Origin of the sequence: Corynebacterium heidelbergense, assembly GCF_028609845.1 — a bacterium.
Lineage (GTDB): Bacteria > Actinomycetota > Actinomycetes > Mycobacteriales > Mycobacteriaceae > Corynebacterium > Corynebacterium heidelbergense.
In genome coordinates, this window is the sequence record NZ_CP063191.1 from 94378 (window position 1) to 118288 (window position 23911).

The 23911-nt window shown below is 65.1% G+C and carries 14 protein-coding genes; 11 read left to right on the forward strand and 3 right to left on the reverse strand.

Features of this window, described 5'->3' with window-relative positions:
* The first annotated feature begins 229 nt into the window (after window positions 1-229).
* From CHEID_RS00395 to CHEID_RS00410, 4 genes are all read left to right on the forward strand, one after another.
* The gene (locus tag CHEID_RS00395; RefSeq protein ID WP_112769599.1) at window positions 230-811 is read left to right on the forward strand and encodes a flavodoxin family protein; all 582 of its coding nucleotides are present in this window, start codon (window positions 230-232) and stop codon (window positions 809-811) included.
* A gap of 139 nt (window positions 812-950) precedes the next feature.
* The gene (locus tag CHEID_RS00400; protein ID WP_238599330.1) at window positions 951-1994 is read left to right on the forward strand and encodes an NAD(P)H-dependent flavin oxidoreductase; all 1044 of its coding nucleotides are present in this window, start codon (window positions 951-953) and stop codon (window positions 1992-1994) included.
* A gap of 208 nt (window positions 1995-2202) precedes the next feature.
* Window positions 2203-2502, forward strand: coding sequence for a GlsB/YeaQ/YmgE family stress response membrane protein (locus CHEID_RS00405; RefSeq protein WP_112769597.1), 300 nt, complete (start codon window positions 2203-2205; stop codon window positions 2500-2502).
* A 343-nt stretch (window positions 2503-2845) separates the two neighbouring features.
* The gene (locus tag CHEID_RS00410; protein WP_112769596.1) at window positions 2846-3532 is read left to right on the forward strand and encodes a DNA-3-methyladenine glycosylase I; all 687 of its coding nucleotides are present in this window, start codon (window positions 2846-2848) and stop codon (window positions 3530-3532) included.
* A 10-nt stretch (window positions 3533-3542) separates the two neighbouring features.
* Here CHEID_RS00410 and CHEID_RS00415 read toward each other — a convergent pair whose 3' ends face one another.
* Window positions 3543-5891: an NADPH-dependent 2,4-dienoyl-CoA reductase gene (locus tag CHEID_RS00415; protein WP_112769604.1), complete on the reverse strand. Its 2349-nt coding sequence runs from the start codon at window positions 5889-5891 to the stop codon at window positions 3543-3545.
* A gap of 402 nt (window positions 5892-6293) precedes the next feature.
* Here CHEID_RS00415 and gltB point away from each other — a divergent pair, with 402 nt between their 5' ends.
* From gltB to CHEID_RS00435, 4 genes are all read left to right on the forward strand, one after another.
* Window positions 6294-10883, forward strand: coding sequence for a glutamate synthase large subunit (gltB, locus tag CHEID_RS00420; protein WP_112769595.1), 4590 nt, complete (start codon window positions 6294-6296; stop codon window positions 10881-10883).
* Window positions 10883-12421, forward strand: a complete 1539-nt coding sequence (locus CHEID_RS00425; RefSeq protein ID WP_112769594.1) for a glutamate synthase subunit beta — start codon at window positions 10883-10885, stop codon at window positions 12419-12421. Before gltB ends, CHEID_RS00425 begins: the two co-directional genes overlap by 1 nt.
* A gap of 301 nt (window positions 12422-12722) precedes the next feature.
* Window positions 12723-13061 (forward strand): RNA-binding S4 domain-containing protein, encoded by a 339-nt coding sequence (locus CHEID_RS00430; protein ID WP_238599331.1) that lies wholly within the window; start codon window positions 12723-12725, stop codon window positions 13059-13061.
* A complete protein-coding gene (locus CHEID_RS00435; RefSeq protein WP_112769592.1) occupies window positions 13061-13888 on the forward strand; it encodes a VOC family protein in 828 nt (275 codons plus the stop codon). The genes CHEID_RS00430 and CHEID_RS00435 overlap by 1 nt, the downstream gene beginning before the upstream one ends.
* 64 nt (window positions 13889-13952) lie before the next feature.
* Here CHEID_RS00435 and CHEID_RS00440 read toward each other — a convergent pair whose 3' ends face one another.
* On the reverse strand, window positions 13953-16028 hold the full coding sequence (locus CHEID_RS00440; RefSeq protein WP_112769603.1) for a M13 family metallopeptidase: 2076 nt from the start codon (window positions 16026-16028) through the stop codon (window positions 13953-13955).
* 108 nt (window positions 16029-16136) lie between these two features.
* Here CHEID_RS00440 and CHEID_RS00445 point away from each other — a divergent pair, with 108 nt between their 5' ends.
* The 3 genes from CHEID_RS00445 (at window position 16137) to CHEID_RS00455 (ending at window position 20047) form a co-directional block, all read left to right on the forward strand.
* The gene (locus CHEID_RS00445; RefSeq protein WP_273661158.1) at window positions 16137-17069 is read left to right on the forward strand and encodes a hypothetical protein; all 933 of its coding nucleotides are present in this window, start codon (window positions 16137-16139) and stop codon (window positions 17067-17069) included.
* Window positions 17066-18490: a PrsW family intramembrane metalloprotease gene (locus CHEID_RS00450; protein WP_112770339.1), complete on the forward strand. Its 1425-nt coding sequence runs from the start codon at window positions 17066-17068 to the stop codon at window positions 18488-18490. The genes CHEID_RS00445 and CHEID_RS00450 overlap by 4 nt, the downstream gene beginning before the upstream one ends.
* A 108-nt stretch (window positions 18491-18598) precedes the next feature.
* On the forward strand, window positions 18599-20047 hold the full coding sequence (locus tag CHEID_RS00455) for a glycoside hydrolase family 25 protein (protein ID WP_112770340.1): 1449 nt from the start codon (window positions 18599-18601) through the stop codon (window positions 20045-20047).
* A 283-nt stretch (window positions 20048-20330) separates the two neighbouring features.
* Here the strand turns inward: CHEID_RS00455 and CHEID_RS00460 are convergent, their stop codons facing one another.
* Window positions 20331-23870 carry an arabinosyltransferase domain-containing protein gene (locus CHEID_RS00460; protein ID WP_420536380.1) on the reverse strand — a complete coding sequence of 1180 codons (3540 nt, stop codon included), beginning with the start codon at window positions 23868-23870 and terminating at the stop codon, window positions 20331-20333.
* Window positions 23871-23911: the final 41 nt, after the last annotated feature.

A 23911-nucleotide genomic window follows, 5' to 3' on the forward strand; every position in this document is an offset into this window, starting at 1 on the left:
CTAAGTAATTACGGGGGAAAGGCCGGGGGAGGATCGGGAAGCGCCCGCGGATAAGCGGGGATAGGCGGGCATAGGCGGTGGCGACAAGCGGCGGGCCCCCGAAACGGCGGTGAAACAACCCGAGCATTCCTAGCATTGGAAACACCAGGCATTGGGAACACAAGGACAGCGCTCGATCGGCAGGGCGCGTCAACGCAGCAGCATCAACACAACACAGGGGAGAAGAACGATGACCACTCCAGCGCCACAATCGGGAATCACCACGGCCGCTACGAACCCGGGGAAATCCGTCCCAGCTGAGGGGCAAAGCTCCGGCGGCGGAAACAGCTCCGAGGGCGCGGCAAAAACGCTGCTTGTCGTCCATCACAGCCCCACGGAAGTGGGCCAGCGCATCGCAGCGGTTGTGCTGGACGCGGCTCGGGCGGCCCAGCGGGAGATTGCGGAATCCGGGGCTGCATCGGTGCGGATTGTGGAGCGGGATGCTCTTATTCCGGACGCCGATGAGCTCCGCGCGGCCGATGCCGTCATCCTCGGCACACCCGCGAACTTCGGCTACATCTCCGGTGCGCTTAAACACTACTTCGATAGCACCTTCGACCAGGCCAAAGACGATACCCAGGGCCTTCCCGTGAGCTGGTGGATCCGCGGCGGGTACGACACAACCGGCGCGGAAAAGGCGCTGCGCGCAATAACAACCGGGCTGCAATGGGATGTGGCCGTGGAACCGGTCATGTTCACCGGAGATGTCGAACCCCAACGGGAAGTACTACACAACATGGCCCAGGCAATGGTGGGACTTTTGGTGGAGTGAAGGCTGGCCACATGGGGCCCAAGCCACCTAGGGTGGAAACGAACAATCGAATTTCTCGCTTGCATCCGGTCCCGGGTTTGCCGTCAAACGTTGTCGATGGTGCCGGGCGCGGGGCACACAGGACGGAGCTTGCAGGATCGTGACCACTGGCGAACCTCTTCACCAGAACGAACCCCAGTTGGCATCCCGACTGACCACACTATGGGGAATTGACGTACCGATAATCGGCGCCCCGATGGCCGGGCGCTCCGGGGGAGAATTGGCCGCAGCGGTCACCCTGGGCGGGGGGCTGGGCATGTTTGGTGCAGGAGCCAGCAGCAGCCCGGAATGGATTATCGACAATGCCCGGACCGCCGAACGCATCATCGGCGCCGAGTCCCAGCGGGACCCCCGCACGTACGGCATTGGGCTCATGCTGTGGGCCCTGGCGGATCACCCCGAGCAGTGGGAGGCCGTGCTCGAGGCCCGGCCGAAGGTGGCCAGCCTGTCCTTTGGGGATCCGGCGCCCTACGTCGCTGCCGCTCACGAGGCGGGGATCAGCGTGGTGACCAGCGTGAACGACCTAGCCCAACTGCGGCAGGCGCTGGACGCGGATGTGGACGCGATCTGCATCCAGGGCACGGATGCCGGTGGGCATACCGGGCGCATCGGGACGATGCCGCTGATGCAGCTCGCCTTGGATTACCTGGAGGTGCATGCGCCCGGCATCCCCACTGCCGTCGCGGGCGGGATCGGCAGCGGGCGGGGCGTGGCCGCAGCGCTGGCAGCCGGGGCCGACGCGGCCTGGGTGGGTACGGCCCTGCTGGCCAGCCCGGAGGCCACCGGAAGCGCGGAGCTGAAGGCGGCTGCGGTGAAGACCGGGTCCAAGCACACCGTGCTGACGGACATCTATGACCGGGCAGAGCAGGTCCAGTGGGATACGGAGAAATGGCCCACCCGGACGGTGCGTAACGGTTTCGTGGACGCCTATGCCGGGTTGTCTGATAGCGGAGAGGTGAGCGACGCCGAGCTCATCGCCGCCCGCGGGGAGGGTGGAGATTTCGCCGGGGACCTGAAACTGCATGCGGGGCAAGGGATTAGCTTGTTGCGCGCGGAGCTGCCAGCCGCGGAAGTCGTGCGCCAGCTAGCGAGTGAGGCGGAGAAGTTCCTGCAGCGGTTGAGCAACGGCCGCCAGAAGGATTGATGCGGGCACGACGTTTGCCAGAGCGGCTCAAGTGGGGACAACGGCTCTGAGAGTAGCTGAGACAGGCCGCGGTGAGGCGAAAACAACCGCCCAGTCGTGGAACACGACACTGGAGGCGTACAGGGGACTGGCCGCGTTCAACTGCAACTTTAAGCGATAAGTGGGTACTAACTAGCGTAGAACTTTTTAACAAGTCATAATTAGTTCCATGCAAACCCTTATCCTAGCGGCAAATAGCAACATCCCTCCCCTCAGCATTCTGGGCTGGATCATCATCGGTGGTCTCGCCGGCTGGATCGGTTCTAAGATCATGGGAACCGATGCTCAGATGGGCATTATCGCCAACATCGTCGTTGGCGTGATCGGTGGCCTCCTGGGTGGATTCATCCTCGGCTTGATCTTCGACGTCGGCTCCGGTGGCTGGATCTTCTCCTTCCTGACCTGCCTCGTCGGTGCCTGCATCTTCCTGGCGATCGCCAAGGCTTTCATGGGCCGAAGCCGCAAGTAACGGCAATCCACGAGTTGCTCGCCGGGCGGCATTGGTTGCCGATGCCATGGCGACCAGCCTGAAAGATTCGAACACCCCCGGGTAGCTCCCCGTCCCGCCGCTACGGCGGATGACAGGGAGGTTCCACCGGGGATTTTCTCATGCCTATCTCCCCGTTGTGGATAACGGCACTTCTGTGGACAACGAGCGGGTTCGGGTGGCGCCAGCGAGCCGTGTAGTCCCTGCCGTGGTTAGGGTGGGCCCCACACAGCTTCAGCGGGGGCAGCAGACACCGCCTCCGACAACACAACACCACCAGCCGTGAATCACCGGCTCAAGCCAGGAAAGGCCACGGACCCCAGGCATGGACAGCAGCGACCACAGCACCCAGAAGCGCAACGGGCACGGCCCCGAACTCTCCCCCGGCGGCCAAGTCCGCGGCAGCGATGGCCAATTGCGGCCCCCATGGGCGGCGAGTTCCGAGCTCCTCCAGGAGTACTACGACCAGGAATGGGGTCGCTTCGTCATCACCGAGCACGGGCTGCTGGAACGTTTGGTGCTGGAGGGGTTCCAATCCGGCCTGTCCTGGTCCACAATTCTGCGCAAGCGCCGCGTCTTCCGCAGCGCTTTCTTTCTTTTCGACGCCACGCGCATCGTCGCCATGACCGACGAACAGAAGCAGGCGGCTCTCGCGGACGAGGGGATGATCCGCAACCGGTTGAAGCACGAAGCCCTGCACGCCAATGCGCGGGCCACTGTTGCTCTCCGGGAGGACCCAGAGCTGCAAGCGCTGCCAGCCGATAGCCCGGCGCGCACGATCCTGGGCGGGCTAGCTGACCGGCTTCCCGCTGGCCTGCCGGTTCTGCTGTGGTCCTTCGCCCCCGCGGAGCATCAGCAACCCGGCCATGTGGAGGACATCCCCAGCAGTTCGCCTGAGTCGGTGGAGATGGCCAGGGAGCTGCGGCGCCGGGGCTTCCGCTTCGTGGGCCCCACCACCTGCTACGCGCTCATGCAGGCGGTGGGGATGGTCAACGACCGGGTGCCGGACTAACCCAACCCACCTAGATCTGGGCGGCGACCTCCACCGCTTGGCGGATGGCGCGCTTCGCATCGAGTTCGGCGGCAACATCCGCTCCGCCCACGACGTGCACGCGCGGGCGGAGCGCCTCTGCGGCATCCGGGGAGATCTCGTCGGGGCGGACGGACTCCTGGCCGGTGCACAGCACAACCGTGTCCACGCCCAGCGTGCGCTGGACCCGGTTTTCCGCCATATCCCGCTCGATCTGCGCCAGGGCCTCCTTGCGCTCCTCCTTGTTGCGGATGTGTTTCGCGTCCTTCATGGCCTTGTTAATGGCCTTCGGATCCGTAGCCGGAACGGTGATGTGCAGCCCCTCGCTGTCCACCCCCTCGTACCCGGCGCCCACGATCAACTCCGCACCACCCATGACCACGGTGGCCCGGTGCACCCAGCCCGTGGTCCGGTTCAAATTCTTGCCCATCGGGGTGATCTTCCGCTGGACCATGAACACCTCCCGCTGACCGCAGTGGGGATGGGCTGTCGTCAATCCCGCCCGGGCCGCCGGATCCGTCGTCACCCCCCATTGCTCGTTCCAGCTCTTGAGCTCTTGCGGCTTGCCGTCCCGGTAATCCTGCAGGTACTCGGCGACGTCGAAGCCGATGCCCCCGGCACCGACGACCGCCACGGACCGCCCGGCGCGCTTGACCCCGGAGACCAGCTCCGCGTAGGTCATCACCTCCACCCCGTCGATCTTCCCGGCCAAGCCCTCCCGCACACCCGGGAAGTCCGGGATCCGGGGGGTGACCCCGCTGGCCACGACAACCTCGTCGAAGCCAGATTCCAGCAGTTCCTGGGCATTGCGCGGCGAATCCGTGTGGATTTTCACCCCCAGCTTGTCCAGGCGGGCCTGCACACCGACCAGGGAGGACACGAACTCCTCCTTCCCCGGGATCATCATCGCCAGCCGGAACTGCCCGCCGACCTTATCCGCCGCCTCGAAGACCTCCACGGCGTGACCCCGCTGAGCCAGCGCCTCCGCCGCGAACAGGCCGGCGACACCCCCGCCGATCACGCCCACCCGCTTAACGTCGGTGGCGGGCAGCAGCTCTAACTCCGTCTCGTAGCAGGCGCGCGGGTTTACCAGGCAGCTAGCCCGCTGGTTGTCGAAGGTGTGGTCCAGGCAAGCCTGGTTGCAGGCGATACAAATGTTCAGCAGGTTCGCCTCATCCGCCTCCGCGCGCCGGACGAAGTCGGGGTCCGCCAGCAACGGCCGAGCCATGGACACCAGATCCCCCTGGGGGGTGCCCGGGAGGCGCTCGGTGTTGGCGTCGTTATGAGCAAAACCACCCGCAGGGGCCCAGGAACCATCCAGAAGAGACTCGGCGACCTCCGGAGTATTGATGCGGTTGGACACCACCACCGGGATGGACACCCGCTCCCGCAGCGCCGCCGTAGCCCAGGAGAACGCGGCCCGCGGCACAGAGGTGACGATCGTGGGGATTTTCGCCTCGTGCCACCCAATGCCGGAGCTCAACATGTCCGCCCCCGCGGCCTCCAACTTCTCCGCTAGTTGGAGGATTTCCTCCTGGGTCTGGCCGCCCTCCACCAGATCCAGCACGCTGATCCGGTAATCCACGATGAAATCTTCCGGCACCGCGGCGCGGATGGCCTTGACCACCTCCACCGGGAAACGCTGGCGGTTATCCACCGACCCGCCCCAGTCATCGGTTCGCTGATTCACCCGCTCGGCGAGGAACTGGTTGATGAGGTAGCCCTCGGACCCCATGACCTGCACGCCGTCGTAACCTGCCTCGCGCGCGTTCACCGCAGACTGGGCATAGGCGGCGATGGTTGCCTCGATCTCCTCCACCGTCATCTCGCGCGCCGGGAAGGGGCTGATCGGGGACTGGGTATCGGAAGCGCTCACGGCCATGGGGTGATAGCCATAACGACCCGAGTGCAGTAACTGGAGGATGGCCAGCGCCCCGCCCTCGTGGGTGGCATCCGTGACCTGACGGTGGGCCGCAACGGTCTCCTCGTCCGTGAAGGGGTGACCGAAGGGGGTTAGGTTGCCCTCCATGGTCGGGGGGAAGCCGCCAGTGACGATCGCAGCCACGCCCCCCTGCGCACGTCGCTTGAAAAAGGCCGCCAGCTTCGGGGCATCAGCGGGATCATCCTCCAGGCCCGTGTGCATGGAGCCCATGATCACCCGATTGCGCAACTGCCGCTTGCCCACCTGGATGGGGGAAAGGAGCGTGGGATACTTCGGGGGATGGGATTGGTCGGACGTGCGGGATTGGCCGGACGTGTGCGCCGACGCGGCCGTAGCACCCCCCTGGGAGGGCGAAGGGGTGGCCGACGTGGAGGAACCAGGGGCAGCAGTTGTGGTCATAGCCCCCATTGTGGCGCAGATCATGGGCCCTGTACGGCTTTTCGGGGTCAACCCCGCCCCGCAGCGCCGGGGGCTGTGCAGAAAGCAGCAGGGCAACTATCATCGCTGGGGTACGAAAATGTGTTTCAAAAATAACGTTTTCCTGCAGCGCGGGCGGGAGAGAAGAGCCTGGCCGCACCCGTCCACTCACTGCCGCCGATCGGTTAGCTAACCCTAATTTTGCGAGGTCGGTGGGAGTGGGTGAACCTATTAACCCACTGTGAACTCGTAACCCCACCGAACCAGCGAGGGGCGGACCCCCCTGACAAGCGCAACGGTGGGCCCATGGAACCGGACGGACACGGGCACCCCCCCGCCACGCCGGCGAGCCTGACACACTGACGACCTCTAAGGCCACAAATGATGACTAACTATCCTGCCCGCCAGGGTCTCTACGACCCGCAGTTCGAGCACGACGCATGCGGTGTTGCCTTCGTGGCGGACATGCACGGCCGCGTTTCCCGCGACATTGTGGAAAAAGGCATCCAGGCTTTGATCAACCTCGACCACCGCGGCGCGGCTGGTGCGGAGAAGAATACCGGCGACGGCGCCGGCATCCTCATCCAGGTGCCGGACAAGTTCTACCGCGCCGTGCTGCAGGATTCCGATATCAAGCTGCCCGAGGCCGGCCAGTACGCCACGGGCATCGCCTTCCTTCCGAACTCCCGCATGGCCGCGCTGGATGCCATGCACGACGTGGAAAAGATCGTCGAAGAAGAGGGCATGAACATCCTGGGTTGGCGGGAAGTGCCCACCAACAACTCCAGCCTTGGCGCCATCGCCCGCGACGCTGAACCGCTGTTCTACCAGCTTTTCATCAGCGCCGACGGCGACAACGGGGAGCTGCTCAGCGGCATCGAGCTGGACCGGCGGGCGTGGTTCGTGCGCAAACGCGCCGAGCGGGAGCTGGGCTTCAAGGGCTCCGGGGAGGGCTCCGGCGGGGACACAGTGTACTTCCCCTCCCTGTCCAGCCGCACCATGGTGTACAAGGGGATGCTCACCACTCCCCAGCTGCGGGAGTTCTACCTGGACCTGCAGGACCCGCGGGTGGAATCGGCGCTGGCCATCGTGCACTCCCGGTTCTCCACGAACACCTTCCCCTCCTGGCCGCTGGCGCACCCCTACCGGATGCTGGCGCACAACGGCGAGATCAATACGGTGCGCGGCAACGAGAACTGGATGCGCGCGCGTGAATCCCAGATCCGTTCGAAGATCCTGGGCGACATCAACCGGGCCCTGCCGATCTGCGACCCCGCCGGCTCCGATACCGGCCGCTTCGACGAGGCCCTGGAGCTTCTGCACCTCGGCGGCCGCAGCCTGCCGCACGCGGTGCTCATGATGGTGCCCCAGGCATGGGAGCGCAACAGCGCCATCGAACCGGATTTGCAGGCCTTCTACGAGTTCCACTCCACGATGATGGAGGCCTGGGACGGCCCGGCCGCGCTGGCCTTCACCGACGGCACCGTGATCGGTTCCGTGCTGGACCGCAATGGTCTGCGCCCCGGGCGTGTTTGGGTGACGCGGGATGGGCTGGTCGTCATGGCCTCCGAGGCGGGCGTGCTGGACATCCCGGTGGAGGACATAGTGCAGCGCACCCGCGTGGAGCCGGGCAAAATGTTCCTGGTGGACACGGCCCAGGGCCGGATCATCCCCGACGAGGAGATCAAGAGGCAACTGGCCGATCAGCCCTACCGGGAATGGGTGGACGAGCAGCTCGTCCGAGCCGCTGACCTGCCGCAGGCCGAGAAGATCGAGATGAACCACGAGCGCATCGTGCTGCGTCAGCGGGTCTTCGGCTACACCGAGGAGGACCTGGAGACCCTCATCCGCCCCATGGCCGCCGCCGGCGCCGAGGGCATTGGCTCCATGGGCACGGACACTCCCATCGCAGCGCTGTCCGATCGCCCCCGCATGCTGTACGACTTCTTCGCCCAGCGATTTGCCCAGGTGACCAACCCGCCGCTGGACTCGATCCGCGAGAAGATGGTGACCAGCCTGTTCACCCACCTGGGTGCGCAGACGGATGTGTTGAACCCCAGCAAGGAAGCCGCGCACCGGCTGCACCTGGAAACGCCGATCCTGCTGAACTCCGAATTTGCCAACATTGTGGCGGCCGGCCAGCACGAGCAGTACTCCGCCTTCCAGTCCGCGACGATCTCCGGCCTGTACCCGGTAGCCCACGGCGGCCGCGGCATGCAGCAGGCCATCGCCCGTGTGCGGCGCGAGGTTTCCGCAGCCATCGCTGCAGGCAAGACCATCATCGTGCTCACGGACCGGGAGTCCGACGAGCGCAGCGCCCCGATTCCGTCCCTGTTGCTGACCAGCGCAGTGCACCAGCACCTCGTCAATGAAAAGACGCGTACCCGCGCCTCTCTCATCATCGAATCCGGTGATGCGCGCGAGGTGCACCACATGGCCATGTTGATCGGATTTGGTGCGGACGCCATTAACCCGTACATGGCGCTGGAGTCCATCGACGATCTGGCACAGGCCGGTCGGCTGGGGGACATCTCCGGCGCGGACGCGCAGCGCAATTTTGTCAAGGCCTGTGGCAGCTCGCTGCTGAAAATCATGTCGAAGATGGGCATCGCCACCGTCGCCTCCTACAGGGGCGCCCAGTTGGCGGATATCACCGGCCTGCACCAGCAACTGCTGGACGATTACTTCACGGGGGCCTTCAGCCCCATCTCCGGCATCGGCCTGGAGGAGCTCGCGGAGGATGTAGCTGTTCGCCACCGCAGCGCCTTCCTGCCCCGGCCGGAGGAGCAGGCACACCGGGAGCTGGAGATCGGCGGCGAGTACAAGTGGCGCCGCGAGGGCGAATACCACCTGTTCAACCCGGAGACCGTTTTCAAGCTCCAGCATGCTACGCGCACCGGGCAGTACCGCATTTTCAAGGAGTACACGAAGAGAGTTGATGACCAGTCCACCCGACTGGCAACTCTGCGTGGGCTGTTCAGGTTCCACAGCAATCGGCCGGCCATCCCCATCGATGAGGTGGAGCCGGTGAGCGAAATTGTAAAGCGCTTCGCAACGGGCGCGATGTCGTATGGCTCAATCTCGCAAGAGGCGCATGAAACTTTAGCCATTGCCATGAACCGGTTGCGTGGCATGTCGAATTCCGGCGAGGGCGGCGAGGACCCGGCTCGGTATGAGCCGGAGGCCAACGGCGACTGGAAGCGTTCCACCGTTAAGCAGGTGGCCTCCGGACGCTTCGGCGTAACCAGCCACTACCTCAATAACTGCACGGATATCCAGATCAAGATGGCGCAGGGTGCTAAGCCCGGTGAGGGCGGCCAGCTGCCACCGCACAAGGTGTACCCCTGGATTGCGGAGGTCCGGGTGACGACTCCTGGCGTGGGCCTTATTTCCCCACCGCCGCACCATGACATCTACTCGATCGAGGACCTGGCGCAGCTCATCTACGATCTGAAGAACGCCAACCCCGATGCCCGCATCCACGTCAAGCTCGTGGCCGAGCAGGGCGTGGGAACGGTGGCCGCCGGGGTGTCCAAGGCCCACGCCGACGTGGTACTCATCTCCGGCCACGACGGCGGAACGGGTGCCTCCCCGCTGAACTCCCTTAAGCACGCCGGTGGCCCCTGGGAGCTGGGGCTTGCGGAAACCCAGCAGACGCTCCTGATGAACGGTCTGCGCGACCGCATCACCGTGCAATGCGACGGCCAGTTGAAGACGGGTCGCGATGTCATGGTCGCCGCCCTCCTCGGCGCCGAGGAGTTCGGCTTCGCTACCGCACCGCTGGTCGTCTCCGGCTGCATCATGATGCGCGTGTGCCACCTGGACACCTGCCCGGTGGGCATCGCTACGCAGAACCCCAAGCTGCGGGAAAAGTACACCGGCCAGGCCGAGCATGTCGTGAACTTCTTCCAGTTCATCGCCCAGGAGGTGCGGGAATACCTCGCGGAGCTGGGCTTCCGTTCCATCGCGGAGGCCGTGGGACACTCCGAGTGCCTCACCGCCGGGGAGATGGCCGTGCAGCACAAGACCGCTGCGAAGCTGGACCTCAGCCCCATCTTCAAGCGCCCGAACAGCCCGTTCATGTACCAGGACCTGCACCGCACCAAGGCGCAGGACCACGGCCTGAGCAGCGCGCTGGACCAGCAAATCCGCGCGGACGTGGCCGACACGGTGCGCCGGGCCGCCGCGGGCGAGGATGTTGCCATCCAGTTGAGCTATCCCATCAGCAACGTCAACCGCTCCGTGGGCACGATGACCGGTTCCATGATCTCCCGGGCCGCCGGTTTCGAGGGGCTGCCGCAGGACACTCTCCAGTTGGAGTTCACCGGCTCCGCGGGTAACTCCTTCGGCGCCTTTACCACCCGGGGCATGACGATGACCCTCAACGGGGATGCCAACGACTACGTGGGCAAGGGCCTGTCCGGCGGGCGCATCGTCATCCGGCCCGCCGACAACGAGGGCGTGGAGGACCCGGCCAGCGACGTCATCGCCGGTAACGTGCTTGGCTTCGGCGGGGTCCGCGGCGAGATGTTCATCCGCGGCACCGTCGGCGAGCGCTTCTGCGTCCGCAATTCCGGCGTAACCGCGGTTGTGGAAGGCATCGGCAACCACGGCTGCGAATACATGACCGGCGGTCGCGTCGTCGTGCTTGGCAAGGTGGGGCTCAACTTCGCCGCCGGCATGTCCGGGGGCATTGCTTACATCCTGGACGACGGTTCCGGGGTGCGCGATCGCATCAACCCGGAATTGGTTGAGCTGCAGGAGGTGTTAGAAGGCGAGGAGCTGGAGTGGCTAGAGGACATCATCGCCACCCATCGTCGCCTCACCGGCTCCACCGTGGAGGTCAACGCCAAGGACCTCATCAAGGTCATGCCGCGGGACTACGACCGCGTGCTTAAGACCATCCAACAGGCCACCGAACAGGGCCTCGACCGCGATGACATCGCGGCGGCAATTATGGAGGAAGTGAAGTAATGGCTGATCCCAAAGGCTTTATGAAGTATGACCGGCAGGGTGCGGCCACCCGCCCCGTCCGGTTGCGCCTGCTGGATTGGAACGAAGTCTACGAGGAGTTCTCGGATGACAAGGTCCAGGTCCAGGCCAGCCGCTGCATGGACTGCGGCATCCCCTTCTGTCACGATGGGTGCCCACTGGGCAACATCATCCCGGAGTGGAACGACCTGGTCCGTATGGGGCGCTGGAAGGAAGCACACGAGCGCCTGCACGCCACGAACAACTTCCCGGAGTTCACTGGGCGGCTGTGCCCCGCGCCCTGTGAGGGAGCGTGCGTGCTGGGTATCTCCACGGATCCGGTGAACATCAAGACCGTGGAGGTCACCATCGCCGAGCATGCGTGGAAGGAGGGCTGGGTTAAGCCCGTCATGCCGTCCTTCCAGACCGGCCAGAAGGTCGCCATCGTCGGCTCCGGCCCGGCTGGCTTGGCCGCCGCCCAGCAGCTCACCCGCGCGGGCCACGAGGTCACGGTCTTCGAGCGGGCGGACCGCATCGGCGGGCTCATGCGCTACGGGGTGCCCGAGTACAAGATGGAGAAGCGCTGGATCGACCGGCGCCTGGAGCAGATGCGGGCGGAGGGCACGATCTTTAAGACGGAGATCTCGCCGACCGCTGCGGATCTTAAGGGTTTCGACGCCATTGTCCTAGCGATTGGCTCCACGATCGGCCGAGACCTGCCCGTCACCGGGCGGGACCTTAAGGGCGTGTACCAGGCCATGGAGTACCTGCCCGAGGCCAACAGGTACGCCGCTGGGGACTATGAGCTGTCCCCGATCGACGCCCGGGGCAAGAAGGTCGTCATCATCGGCGGCGGTGACACGGGCACGGACTGCTTCGGCACTGCGCTGCGCCAAGGTGCGGCCGAAGTTTCTCAATTCGACATCGGGCCCCGCCCGCCAAAAGAGCGCTCTGAATCGACTCCGTGGCCTACTTACCCGAAGCAATGGCGGGTGGCGTCCGCACATGAGGAGGGCCAATACACGGTGACGGGTGACGAGTCCGCAGATGAGATTGAGAAGCTTGGCCTTGCTACCCGGGAGAAGGGCGCTGAGCTCGGTCACCGGAAGTTCAGCATTAACACCGTCGAACTGCTCGGCAAGGACGGCAAGGTCACGGGCCTGAAGGGTGCCGAATGCCAGAGGGGGGAAAACGGGCTGGAAAATATCGAGGGCTCCGAGTTCGAGATGGAAGCCGACCTAGTGCTCCTCGCCATGGGCTTCGTATCGGTTGAGCAGACTCCGGTTGTGACCGACCTCGGCCTGGAGGTGGACGATCGTGGTCGGCTCGTACGCGATGGCAACTTTCGGGCCACCGCAACGGCTCCGGACTTCGCCGACACGCCCGTGTTCATCGCTGGCGATGCCGGGCGTGGGCAGTCCCTCATCGTGTGGGGCATCTCCGAGGGACGCTCCGCCGCTGCGGAGGTGGATCGCGTGCTCATGGGCGAGACCGCGTTGCCGCGGTCCATTAACCCGACGGACGTGGCCCTGCGCGCCTAGGCCCCCGGGGCCCGGGTGAGCGCTACGTGGGTGGCGTCCCGGGTGAGCGCTACGTGGGTGGCGTGTTGGGTGGTTGGCTTAGGCCCGCAATCCCCGAGTTGTCCGGGCGGCACCATCTCCACGGCGTTGTGCCCACGGCACCGTCCTGCCGGAACCATCTCCACGGCACCGTGTCCGGCGGAAAAGTAGACTGGCGGCCATGGATAAACCCCATGCCAGGCCCGATTCGGCCCACCCTCAGGCCACTCCCTCTGCGGGCTCCCTACCCCCGGATTCCACGGGGGACAATCCCGCCCTCGACGTGAGCGCGCACAGGGTTTCTATCCGGGATGAGGAGATTCGCTTGGGGCAATTTCTGAAGCTCGCCAACCTGGTGGATACCGGGGGGTTAGTGAAGGAGCTCATCGCGGAGGGCGCTGTTCGCGTCAATGGGCAGTTGTGCACCCAGCGGGGCAAGGTCCTGCGCGACGGGGATGTAGCCAGCGTTGTGGATACGGCCACTGGCTCCGTGTTGGGGTCCGCCCGGGTGGTCGCGGGTGACTCCGGTGGAACCCCCGATTCGGAGGATGACCTGGGGGAGTACTTTGATGAGGCCACGGCTAACGATGGCTTCGATCCGGAAAAGTGGAGGAACATGTAATGCCCGCAATCATTGCCGAACCCGGCATGCCCATCTGGGTGGACCTGGCCACCACCGATGTGGCTCGCGTCAAGCCTTTCTACCAGCGGGTTTTTGGTTGGGATTACCGGCAGGAGGGGCCGGGGTACACCGTGGCGTTGCGCGACGGAATGCCGGTGGCGGGCATTGCGGAGGTGCCGGAGGGCAGCTCCCCCATTTGGGGGCTCTCCCTGTACGCACCTGATGTGCAGCAGGCCCACGATGCTGCGGTGGAGCACGGGGCGAATAGCGTGTTGGCTCCGGAGAATTTGGGGGACCGCGGGTCCATGGCCCTCCTGGTGGATCCCGCCGGGGCCGCCGTGGGGTTGAAGTGCCCCCTGGATGAGCACGCGTTGGTAGCCGCCGGGGAGCCGGGAACCCCGGTGTGGTTCGAGCTGCTGGTTGGGTCCAAGTGGGATGAGACGGTGGAGTTCTATCACTTGCTCACCGGCTGGGATATGCGTGTGGTTAGCGATGACGAGGGTTTCCGCTATGTTATCGGCGAGATCGAGGGTGCCGGGGTGGCCGGGTTGTGGGACACGAAGGCCCAATGGGATGAGCACGATCCCTCCACCGACGGACCCGCGATGTGGACGGTGTACCTGGGGGTTCCGGACCTGCAGGAGGCTTTGGAGGCCGTTCGCGAAACCGGGGGTTCCGTGGTGCGGGAGGCCTGGGAGGCCGAGTTTGGTCGGCTGGCCACCGTGGAGGATCCCAGCGGGGCCCTGTTCAATGTGTGCGAGGTTGCGGAGTACGACCCCTCCGCCGACGAGATCCACGAGCCGGATCTCTTAGCCCCGGAGGACTGAACCCGCCGAGGCCCCCGTCGGCTAACCCCGCCGAGGCCGCCGCCGACCGACCACCAGCCACCCATCACCAAATGGTGACGCGATCCGCCTCGTCTAACCACATGGCGTCGTCGGGTGTGACCTCGAAGGCCTCGTAGAACTCGGCGACGTTACTGGCCACCACGTTGCACCGGAACTCCGCGGGGGAGTGGGGGTCGATGGACACATACTGCACGCTCATCTGCGGGCGGATGGCCGTCTGCCACACCCGCGCCCACCGGAGGAACAACCGTTGTAGCGCGGTGTATTCGCCCTCGAGGCCCTCCACGGGAGCCTTCGGTGCGGAGTTGGCGTCCAACCCCTGGTCGGCAAGGTATCGCTGCAGCGCAACCACAGAGATACCCAGGCCACCCAGATCCCCGATGTTTTCCCCCAGGGTGAATTCCCCGTTGACGCTGTGCTCGGTGATGCCCCGCTGGGCCAGGCCGGTTGGGACGAGCCCGGAGTACTGCTCGACCAGCTTGTCCGTCAATGCGGTGAAGGCGGCGCGGTCCTCGTCGGTCCACCAGGAGTTAAGGTTTCCCTCCCCGTCGAACTTGGAGCCTTGGTCGTCGAAGCCATGCCCGATTTCGTGGCCGATGACTGCCCCGATCCCGCCGAAGTTCCCCGCCATGTCCGCCTCCGGGTCGAAGAAGGGGGGGCGGAGGATAGCGGCGGGGAAGGTGATGTCGTTGTTCACCGGGTTGTAGAAGGCATTCACCGTCTGGGGGGTAGCGAACCATTCGTCCAGGTCAGCAGGTTTGTTGAGCTTGGCGATGGCGTAGCGGTGGTTGAAAGCGTTGCCGCGGCGGATGTTGGCAACCAGGTTCTCTCCCGCCGGGGAAAACTCAAGCTGGGAGTAGTCCCGCCACTTGTCGGGGTAGCCGATTTTTGCCCGGAATTGCTCCAGCTTGGTCAGCGCTCTGCCCCGGGTGGCTTCGGTCATCCACGGCAACTGGCTGATGCGCTCGCGGTAGGCCTGGATGAGGTAGTCCACCAGCTGCAGCATCTTGGCCTTGTGCTCCGGCGGGAAATGCTCGGACACGAATGCGCGCCCCACTTCTTCCCCAAGCTGGCTTTCCACCAACCCAACGCCCCGCTTCCAGCGATCCCGCTGTTCCGTGGCACCAGAGAGCGTGCGCCCGTAGAAGTCGAAGTGTCGGTGGTTGAGTCGGCGCGGCAGGGCCGCAGCACGACTGAGCAGTACGCGCCACAGTGCCCACAGTTTCCACGTGTCCAGCTCGACCTCGCCGCTACTCACCAGGTCAGCGACGTGCTGGAGGTAGCTGGGTTGGCTGACGATGATGCTGTCCACCGAGGGATCCACTTCCGTGGCGCGAAGCCAGCGGGCGAAGGGGAACCCATCCGGCAGTTCCTCGACGGCGGTCGAGTTGTAGGTCTTGTCCGCATCGCGGCTGCTGACGTTGTCCCAGTGCCCCTTGGCCAGCCGGGTTTCGAAGTCCAGGATGGCCTGAGCCGCCCGTTGGGGATCCCCCGCGTAGGTCCCGGGCAGTGACTGGCCGCCCTCCTCGCACAGTTCCAACATCTCCCGGGTGAAAACCAGGTAGGCCTCCCGGGTCTGCGCGTGCTGTTCCTGGCGGTAGTAGGCCTCCTCCGGCAAGCCCAGTCCGGATTGGAGGAGGTAGAGGCTCACGCTGCTGCTCTTGGCGTCCTTCTCCACAAAATAACCGACCACACCGCCTACGCCGGTGACATCCAACCGCCCCAGCACCTCGGCTAGCTCGGTGATGTCCCCGGCGGCGCGGATGGGGGCGAGGTCCTCCTCCAGCACGCGCAATCCGGTCTGCTCAATGCCGCGGTCCCCGTCCTGGTCCATAAAGGAGCTGTACAGCGCACCCATCCGCGTGTCCGGACCGGCGGCTTGCACAATGGCGTGCACTTCCTCCTCGGCCTGGTCCCGCAGAGTGTGGAAGGGGCCATCGACGGCGCGATAGGCGGGTATCTCGTGGTTGGCCAGCCAGGGGCCGTTGACGTAGCGGTAAAGATCCTGCGCCGGGGTGGGGCGCGCGGCCGGCCGTTCCGTGATGTTCTCCGGAATGTCCTGCTCATGGCCCTGCGGCTCAGGGTTTTTCGTGGGTTGTTCGGTTCCTTGTTCGGTCATGTGGCCCACCATAGCGAGCGGCCGGGACATCGGTTGGCGCGGTGTCTGCGGACGGCGGCGAAGCGCGCTGAGTCCGTGAGGGGGAGCCCCTTCGTTAAAGTTGACGGGGTGCATCCCTCCCAACCCCCCTCTTGGAATTCGGCGCCGCCGGTGATCTCCCCCTCCCGTCCTGCGGCGATGACAACGCGGCCGGATGGTCCCCCGCCCAGCGCAGACCCGGAAGGGCTGTTCCGGCCAGCGCCCACACAGGGCGGGCGGCGGGTGCGGTACACCGTGCTTGTCCTGGTTCTGGCGGCGGCATTCCTGCTGTTTCCTATTCTTCTGGACGCCATCCTGCCCGAGCGCGAGACCACCAGCCCCGGCCAGGCCGAACTGTACGACAAGAGCCTGTTGAGCTTCGGGGACTGGCCCCTGACGTTCGAGGCCCTCGACGGGTGTACCCCGCCGTCTGGAATCGGCGCGCCGGGTTCGGTGGAGTTCGATTGTGGGGACGTAAAGGCCACCGTCATTGGCATGGCCGGTGTGAATGACCCCGTGCATGCCGTGGAGCGGAGTATCCGGGCGCTGGATCCGATGGGGTGGCGCGGGGTGAAGCCGGAAGACTTTAGCCACAGCGTTGGCGAGATCAAACCCCATCTGATGGACGATATCGGCGCGGAGCGGGTGTACCTCACTGACTACTCGGCGGCCGATCTGGGTGGGTCTACGGATCAACTGCCGCAGGAGGGGCCGGGGAACTTCAACGTATCCGTTGTGGGGAGTGGGGCGAGTGGGCTGAGGGGTGCAGGGGTGGGGCGTGCTGAAATGGGGGTCCGCGCGGGGGCGGCGGTGCAGCACCAGCCGGAGGGCGGCCAGTCGGCGCGTGCGGCGGAGGTTGCCAGTTCGGAGAAAGACAGCCGGATGGTGAGCTTCGTGGACGAGGGTTCGGGGGAGCCGGGCAGTGGCACGGTGGTCTCGGTGCAAGTGAGTGGGCCGGACGCCAGAGGGGTGGAGAACTTCATCTACGAATTGATCGGCGGAGCTCAGGGGAAACCGCAATGACGAAGCCGCTACACATCGGTTCGGGGCCGGAACCGAGCGAAGGGCCGGGCCCAGCTTCCACTTCCGCCGCGACTGGAGGGACCGCTGCGGGTACCGGGCCGTCCGAAGGTGCCGGGGCCGGGAGTGCCGGAGGTGAACGCTACGGGCGCACCGCAGACGGGAAGCACGCCATCTTCCACGTGCCCTTGGGTTATCACGAAAGCTTCCCGCCCGAGTTACGCCCGAAACTGGCCCTGTTCAAGGACGTTTGGTTTGGCATCTTCCTGGTGTTCTGCGTGTTGGCGACATGCGGCACTGCCTTTACCCAGTTGTCTGCCCTGGTGTACGGGGCCGATGCTTGGGCTGCACTGGTCGTGGGGTGGGTAGTTGCGCTGGTTTACATTCTGGTGTTCATGTTCGGCGCGAGGTTCCTGCTCATCGCGAAGAACACGCCCAAGCGGTTGTACATCCTCAGTTTGTGGTGGGGTGCATCAACGGCCGTGATGTTGTCCTTGCTGACCAGTGAAGACGCGGCAACCCGGGTGGCGTACAAACTGGGGGTCCCGGCGCTGGAGATGAGCTTCGCCGGTGGCTGGGTGGAGGAGACCACCAAGGCCCTCGGCGTGTGGTTTTGCCTGTGGATGGGACGTGCCTGGTGGAACAGACCGTGGCACGGACTTGTCGCTGGATTCTTCGTCGGCCTGGGGTTCGAGATCAGCGAGAACGTTCTGTACGCCTCCGCTCAGGGACTGCTGGACGCGCAATCGGACTTCTACGGGGCCCTCTCCACCGCTCTACAGCGGACCGTCCTGGGGTTTGGGCTGCATCCGATGTTGACCTCCATCGCGGGCTTCGGGATCGGGTTGGCCCTGTACGCGGCGCAACGCACCTGGGCCTGGAGGTTGGCCAACATTCTCGGTTTCGGGTTCATCGCGTTCGTCTTTCACGGACTGTGGAACGTGGAGTGGCCCACCAGCTTCGGCGTTATCGTCAACATCGCCGTGTGGGTAGTGCTGTTCATCGTGTGGCTCACGCTGGTGGCGAAGACGACGAAGCAGGCCCGGGAACAGCGCAGTAAGGGGTTGTACCCCGCGGTCACGACTTACTTGAGGATCAGTCAACCGGTGCCAGGGCCCGCATGGCCGGTAGGTGCGCCCGGCGTTTCAGGTGGGGGGTCCGGTTGGCCAGTGGGTGGGCCCGATGGTCCGTTCAATGCTGGGCACCCTGCTGGGTTTGACGCTAGGCCTGGCGTCGTACCCAATTTCCAGACCAATGCACCACAACCGCGCCCTGATTGGCCGACATCGCCGGGTGACGCAAGATCCCAAAACTGGCCGCAGGGTGATGGGCAGAACCGCGCCTGGCCGCAGGGTGATGGGCGGGCGGAGGGCTGGCCGCAGGGTGGAACCGGCCAGAAGGGGGAGTGGCCTCCGCGGGCTTAGCTGGAGTGGTGCCGGGTTCGAGGCGGTGTGGGATGAGGACCCCAACGGGGTGGGATGTGACAAATGTGATAGATGTGAAAATTGTGACTGTTGGGTATGGTGTGACTCATGCTATCCCTCCCCTGGCGCCGTTCTGCGCGCACTACCGGTCCTGCACGCATCACCGCCGCTGCGCTCATCGGTTCTGCAGCAACCGTCGCCGCGCTCGTCGCAACTGACGTGGTACCCGTGCCTTCCTGGGCAATCGACGGCGTCGATGTCTCCTCACATCAACACCCCGACGGTGCCGCCATCGACTGGCAAGCGCTGGCCGCCAGCGGGCAAAAGTTCGCCTTCATCAAAGCCACCGAAGGCACTGGCTACACGAACCCCTACTACTCCACGGACTCCCTCAAGGCGAAGGAAGCCGGCGTGACCCCCGGCAGCTACCACTACGCCCGCCCTGGTGAGGACGCGCGCACCCAAGCGCAGTTCTATGCCGCGTCCTTGGCAACCGGTGCTCAACCGACTTTGCCGCCCGTGTTGGACATGGAAGAGACGGGCGGGCTGGGGCCCGAAGATCTGCAGGCCTGGACTCGGGACTGGGTCAGCGAGATCAAGACCCTCACCGGGCGCGATCCGATCATCTACACCTATTACAACTTCTGGCTCAACGAGATGGGGAACACCACGGAGTTCTCCAACCTGCCGCTGTGGCTGGCCTACTATGACGATTCCCTGCCCAACGAGATTCCGGGCGGGTGGAAGCAAGTGACGTTCTGGCAATACGCCAGTGACGGGGACGTCGACGGTGTGCGCACCAAGGTGGACCTGAACTCCTACTACGGGTCTGACCAGCAGCTTCAGCAGTTGGCCAACTCCATGCCGAACGGGACGCCCGCGGGGGACGCCGCCAATGCGCTGGAGGGGCTGCGCGGCGCTGCGGGTAATGAGGCGAACCTTGTCAACGACATCGAGCACGCCACCGGTGTGAACATTCCTCTGCCCAGCGACTTCCTCATGCTGCTGCTGGGTGTGGCCGGCGGGCGGATCCCCGTGGAAACGCTGCTGACGCAGGGCGCCGCGCAGATTCAGGCGGGGGCCGGGGCCGATGCGGGCAACAACGGATCCAGCCAGGGCGGGGCTCAAGGTTCCTCGGTGAAGCCTGAGGACATCCAGCGCGCCATCACCGCGCTATCCCAGGCCTTCAACGAGCTCAACGCGCAGGGTCAAAAGATCCCCGTGGATCAGCTGATCCAGCAAGTGCAGGCCAACGGCGGGCAGATGGATGTCGTGCAGTTGCTGGGGCTGTTGCAGAAGCTCACCGGTGGGCAGAACTGGGGTGCGAAGCTGCAGAAGGGCCAGGTGCAGGTGGATCCCAACGCTCTGAACGACCTGGCCAAGGCGGCCGAGAAGGCGCAGCCTGCGAATGCGGGCAACGCCGGGGGCGGGAAAGCCGGGCATGGGAACCCGGGTGGGAACGGTGCAGCCGCAACCGCTCCGAATGTGCGAGGAACGGCACCTGCCGGTTCCGCACCTGCGCCGGCGGGCACGGCGGCCAGCGGCACCCGGGGATAATCGGAGGGCACGGCGGTTTAGGACCCCGTTTTATCGGTTTGGTGTTGCGAGTTGGGGGTTTGGCGGCATAAAAGCGGTACAAAGGGAGGCTTCGGTTTTGCTGCCGATGAGGACCGGTGTCGCCGCGGTAGGCGCGAAGTGCCGGTGCTTGGCGGCTGGTCCGCGTTGGTGGTCGGCCAGGGGTGGTGTTTTTACCGGTTTAGTGTCACGGATCGGGGATTTTGCGGCACGAAAGCGTTAAAAACGGGGGAAACGGCGGCGAAGGGGAGGGGGGGAGGGGGCCCTAGTTGCCGTTGTACTTCATCGGGCCGTTGTACCAGAGGCCGGAGCGCGTGATCGTCTCCTCCTGGAGCTGGACCTGCTTCGGCTCCTCGCCCGCCCCATTGCGGTAGGTGCGCAGGCGGTCCAGCACACCCCAGTCCCGCTGCCAGTCATCCTGCAGATAAGTGGGGATCTCGGTGGCCCGGGCCAGCATCTCCGTCATGCCCACGGAACCACCGCCGTAGTAGTCCATCACGGAAGTGTGGATCCACCGCCCGGAGTGGTCCGGGGAGATGCGGAACTGCGGGACCTCCGCCACGCCCGCCCAGTGCGAGTACGGCCGTTGGCAAGGGAACTGGAACGCGGCGGACCAGTCGATTAGCCCCGGATCCTTAGAACCCAGGTAATCGTTCATGGACTGCAGCTTCGGCGCCCGCGGCGGCGTGAACGCCATCCACTGGTCGGGCGTGAGGTTCATATCCACCGCCGCGATCCGAATAGCCGTGGCCTCGGGCGGCACCTTATCCATAGGAATACGCATGTTCCGCCACTCCGGTGCGGTTCCAATGTCCAGCGGCAGGAACTCCCCGATCTTTTCGAACTTGCCGTTCCCGCCCTTGCGCCCGAACTCCACGCGCAGCTCCTGGCCGTATTGGAACACCCCGTTCATATCGAAGTGCGCCACTTCCCCGGCAGCGCTGAACACGATCAGCGGCCGGTCAGCCGAACGCTCGGGCAGGGTGAACCACTTCGTCGTGGTCTGGGCCGGGCGCTGCAACCCCTCGGTAAAGGAGCCAACCACGGGCACCTTCGCGCTGTCCAACCCGAAGGGGAGCAAAGCGTAAGAACCGTTGATACCCGGCTCGCTCAGCAAGCCACCGGTGTTACCGGAATCCCCCAGTTCGTTGGAGCCGGTGGGCTCATTTTTCGGTTTGGCGGCGTTGTCCGTCTTCGTGCCGTTTGTGTTGGAACCGGAGTTCCCCGTGTTCCCCGTGCCGCCCCCGGTCGGGTCGTCCGCAGAGACGAATTGCTGGTTGGACACACTCGTCTGCGGCATGGAAGAGGAAGACTGATTTCCCCCGGTGCGTGGGTTAATCCGGGTGGGAATGTTATTCGGCTCGAACCCACGGCTATCCGGCGCGACCAGGGAATCCTTCAGTCCACTGCCATCGGCGGCCTGCAGGAAGGAATCGTTGGTATCCCGCTCCACCCGCACGTCGGAGGCCAGCTCACACGTCTTGCCCGCCAGACTCATGAGGTTGCCCTTGCCCACGGAGTACGCGGGCCACTGGGAGAGCATCCCCTTGCCCATGGAAGCCAAGCTGAACACCACAACGAAGGCTGTGATCACTCCAATCGGGGCCGCTGCCACCCCAGCGAAGCGCTTCGTCCGCTTGCGCTCAGCCCGGTTGATGTCCTCCAACTCCTGGCTGGTCTCGGCGCGCGCGGTCTTGGCGTCCGAAAGAAATCCAATGACCACACCCCACACGAGCACCAGCAGGGACAGCACCAACATGACCGTAGATGCCTCGATACCCGCGAACTGGATGGTCTTATCCCACCACGGCACGCCGAAACTGGAGATGTACCACCAGCCATTGGTCCCGGACAGGGTGAACGCGAACAACAGCAACGTGGCCCCGGTGAATAGCACCCGGTTCCGCCGCGAACGCAACGCCATATGGGAAGCCGCCACCGCGGCCAAGCCCGCTAGCGCGCCGCCGATCCCGGCATACACGCCGAAGTGGTGCGTCCACTTCGTCGGGGTGAACGTCATGAAGAACATCGTGCCCAGGATGACTAGGACAAGCCGCGTGGACGGCCCCTTCGCAGCCCCCGGCACCCGCCCCCGGTTGTGCAGCATGGAGGCAATGACCACGCCGAAGCAGAAGAACATCATCAGTACGGTGAACCGGCGCGCGAAAGAGCCATCCGCCGTCTGCTCCAGTAGCGCGGTGTAGCGGTAGTACTCCTCGTACCAGGACATCGCGGGCCCCCGGTCGCTGCGCACGGCGATGGCCTCGGAAACGGTCCGGAGGGTCTGATCACCGAACACGGCGGTGAGAATCGCCGTGCCCGCGGCCAAGAACGGCGCAATCTGCGCCAACACGGCGGTCGCGATCGCCAATTTGGAGGAGCCCTTCGGCGCATCCAGGGCGGGCAGGCGCCGGATGACGATCCGGATCAGCACACCCAGGGAAGCCAGCATGGCGGCGACGGCGATCAGCCCCGTGGGTCCGGCCCCCAGCGCAAGCGCGGCGAGGATGGTACCCACCGCGGCGGGCAGCAGCCGGCGGGTGGCGATGGCGCGTTCGAAAGAAACCCAGGTCAAGATAGCGAACACGGCGATGACGGGCTCGGGCCGGGTGCCGTTGTTGTACACCATCCAGAACAGCACGAACATCGCCGCGGTGGTCCAGTGCGCCACCTGCCGATTGTTGATCTTCACGCCCAGCCGCGGCAGCACCTCCCGGGACAGGATCAGCCACGTAACTAAGCCCGCAATCAACCCCGGCAATCGCATCCACGTAGAGGCGGCGGTGACGTTGACCATGAGCCCCAGCAGGTCGTAATAGGGCGCGCCGAAGGGCGATTCGGGCACCCCGAACCACCGGTAGTAGTTGGCCATGTACCCCGAGTCGTGGGAGGCCTTGGCCATCGTCAGCAGGTATCCATCATCGGCCGTGTTGGCGCCGATGATGTACCACACGAGCAGCACAAAACCGACGGCCGCGTCGATCCAGCGGGGCTTCCACCAGCCCTTCGCCAGCATCCGCCCGCGTCCAGGCCGGCCGTCCAGCATGTCGATCCGGTGCAGCGCCCACAGGGAGATGAGGGTCAGCAGCCCGCCGACCCACATCGCGGCGTACTTCACCATGCTCGGCGAGGAGGTGTAGCGCGAATCCACCTTGACGTTGACCTGCAGCCCGGCGTCCTGGGCCTTTTGGGTGTTCTCCGGGCTGTCCACCAGCTCGGAGTAGATCCCGGTGAGCATGGGCCGGTTATCCCCGCCGATAGAACCGTCCATCGGCGTCCCGTCGGCGCGTTTGGCGTCCGGGATCCACACGCGGGTGCCCTGGTAGTCGGAGGTGATGCGCAGAACGGCGTTATCGGGCAGCTTGGCCAGCTCCGACTTGTTCACGGACAGAGGCACCACGTTGCGGACGACCACGTCCAGGCCGTCGTTGGTGGAGCGCACGAACATGCCGCGCAAGGTGGATTGCTTGGAATCCGTCGGCACGGTGGACAGCACCGTGGTCTTGCCGGGGTTGAGGTCCTTCACCTCGGAGAGCGGCAGCGTGACGCTGATATTTTCCGGGGAGTAGGAGACCAGCGGGGCGGTGACGCTGTTGAGGTTGCCGCCCTGGGGCCAGGAGAAGGAGGACTGGACCTGGTTTACCGGCAGGAAGGGGGTCGCGCAGAACAGAAGAAACCCGATGAGGCCGGTGACGACCGAAAGGGCCTTAATTCGTGAGCGTCCCTGCCGCGTATCGGTGTTGAACAACCCTTTCGACTTCTGGGTTGGAACCGATCTCCGCTGCTGCTTTTGGACGTGTGACACGGGTGTTTATCCTACGTCACTACTGCCCCAAACACCGCACG

Bases quoted from the DNA above. Each gene is read 5' to 3' on its own strand.
- CHEID_RS00395 (WP_112769599.1), top strand. From the start codon at position 230: ATGACCACTCCAGCGCCACAATCGGGAATCACCACGGCCGCTACGAAC.
- CHEID_RS00405 (WP_112769597.1), top strand. From the start codon at position 2,203: ATGCAAACCCTTATCCTAGCGGCAAATAGCAACATCCCTCCCCTCAGC.
- CHEID_RS00410 (WP_112769596.1), top strand. From the start codon at position 2,846: ATGGACAGCAGCGACCACAGCACCCAGAAGCGCAACGGGCACGGCCCC.
- CHEID_RS00415 (WP_112769604.1), bottom strand. From the start codon at position 5,891: ATGACCACAACTGCTGCCCCTGGTTCCTCCACGTCGGCCACCCCTTCG.
- gltB (WP_112769595.1), top strand. From the start codon at position 6,294: ATGACTAACTATCCTGCCCGCCAGGGTCTCTACGACCCGCAGTTCGAG.
- CHEID_RS00425 (WP_112769594.1), top strand. From the start codon at position 10,883: ATGGCTGATCCCAAAGGCTTTATGAAGTATGACCGGCAGGGTGCGGCC.
- CHEID_RS00435 (WP_112769592.1), top strand. From the start codon at position 13,061: ATGCCCGCAATCATTGCCGAACCCGGCATGCCCATCTGGGTGGACCTG.
- CHEID_RS00440 (WP_112769603.1), bottom strand. From the start codon at position 16,028: ATGACCGAACAAGGAACCGAACAACCCACGAAAAACCCTGAGCCGCAG.
- CHEID_RS00450 (WP_112770339.1), top strand. From the start codon at position 17,066: ATGACGAAGCCGCTACACATCGGTTCGGGGCCGGAACCGAGCGAAGGG.
- CHEID_RS00455 (WP_112770340.1), top strand. From the start codon at position 18,599: ATGCTATCCCTCCCCTGGCGCCGTTCTGCGCGCACTACCGGTCCTGCA.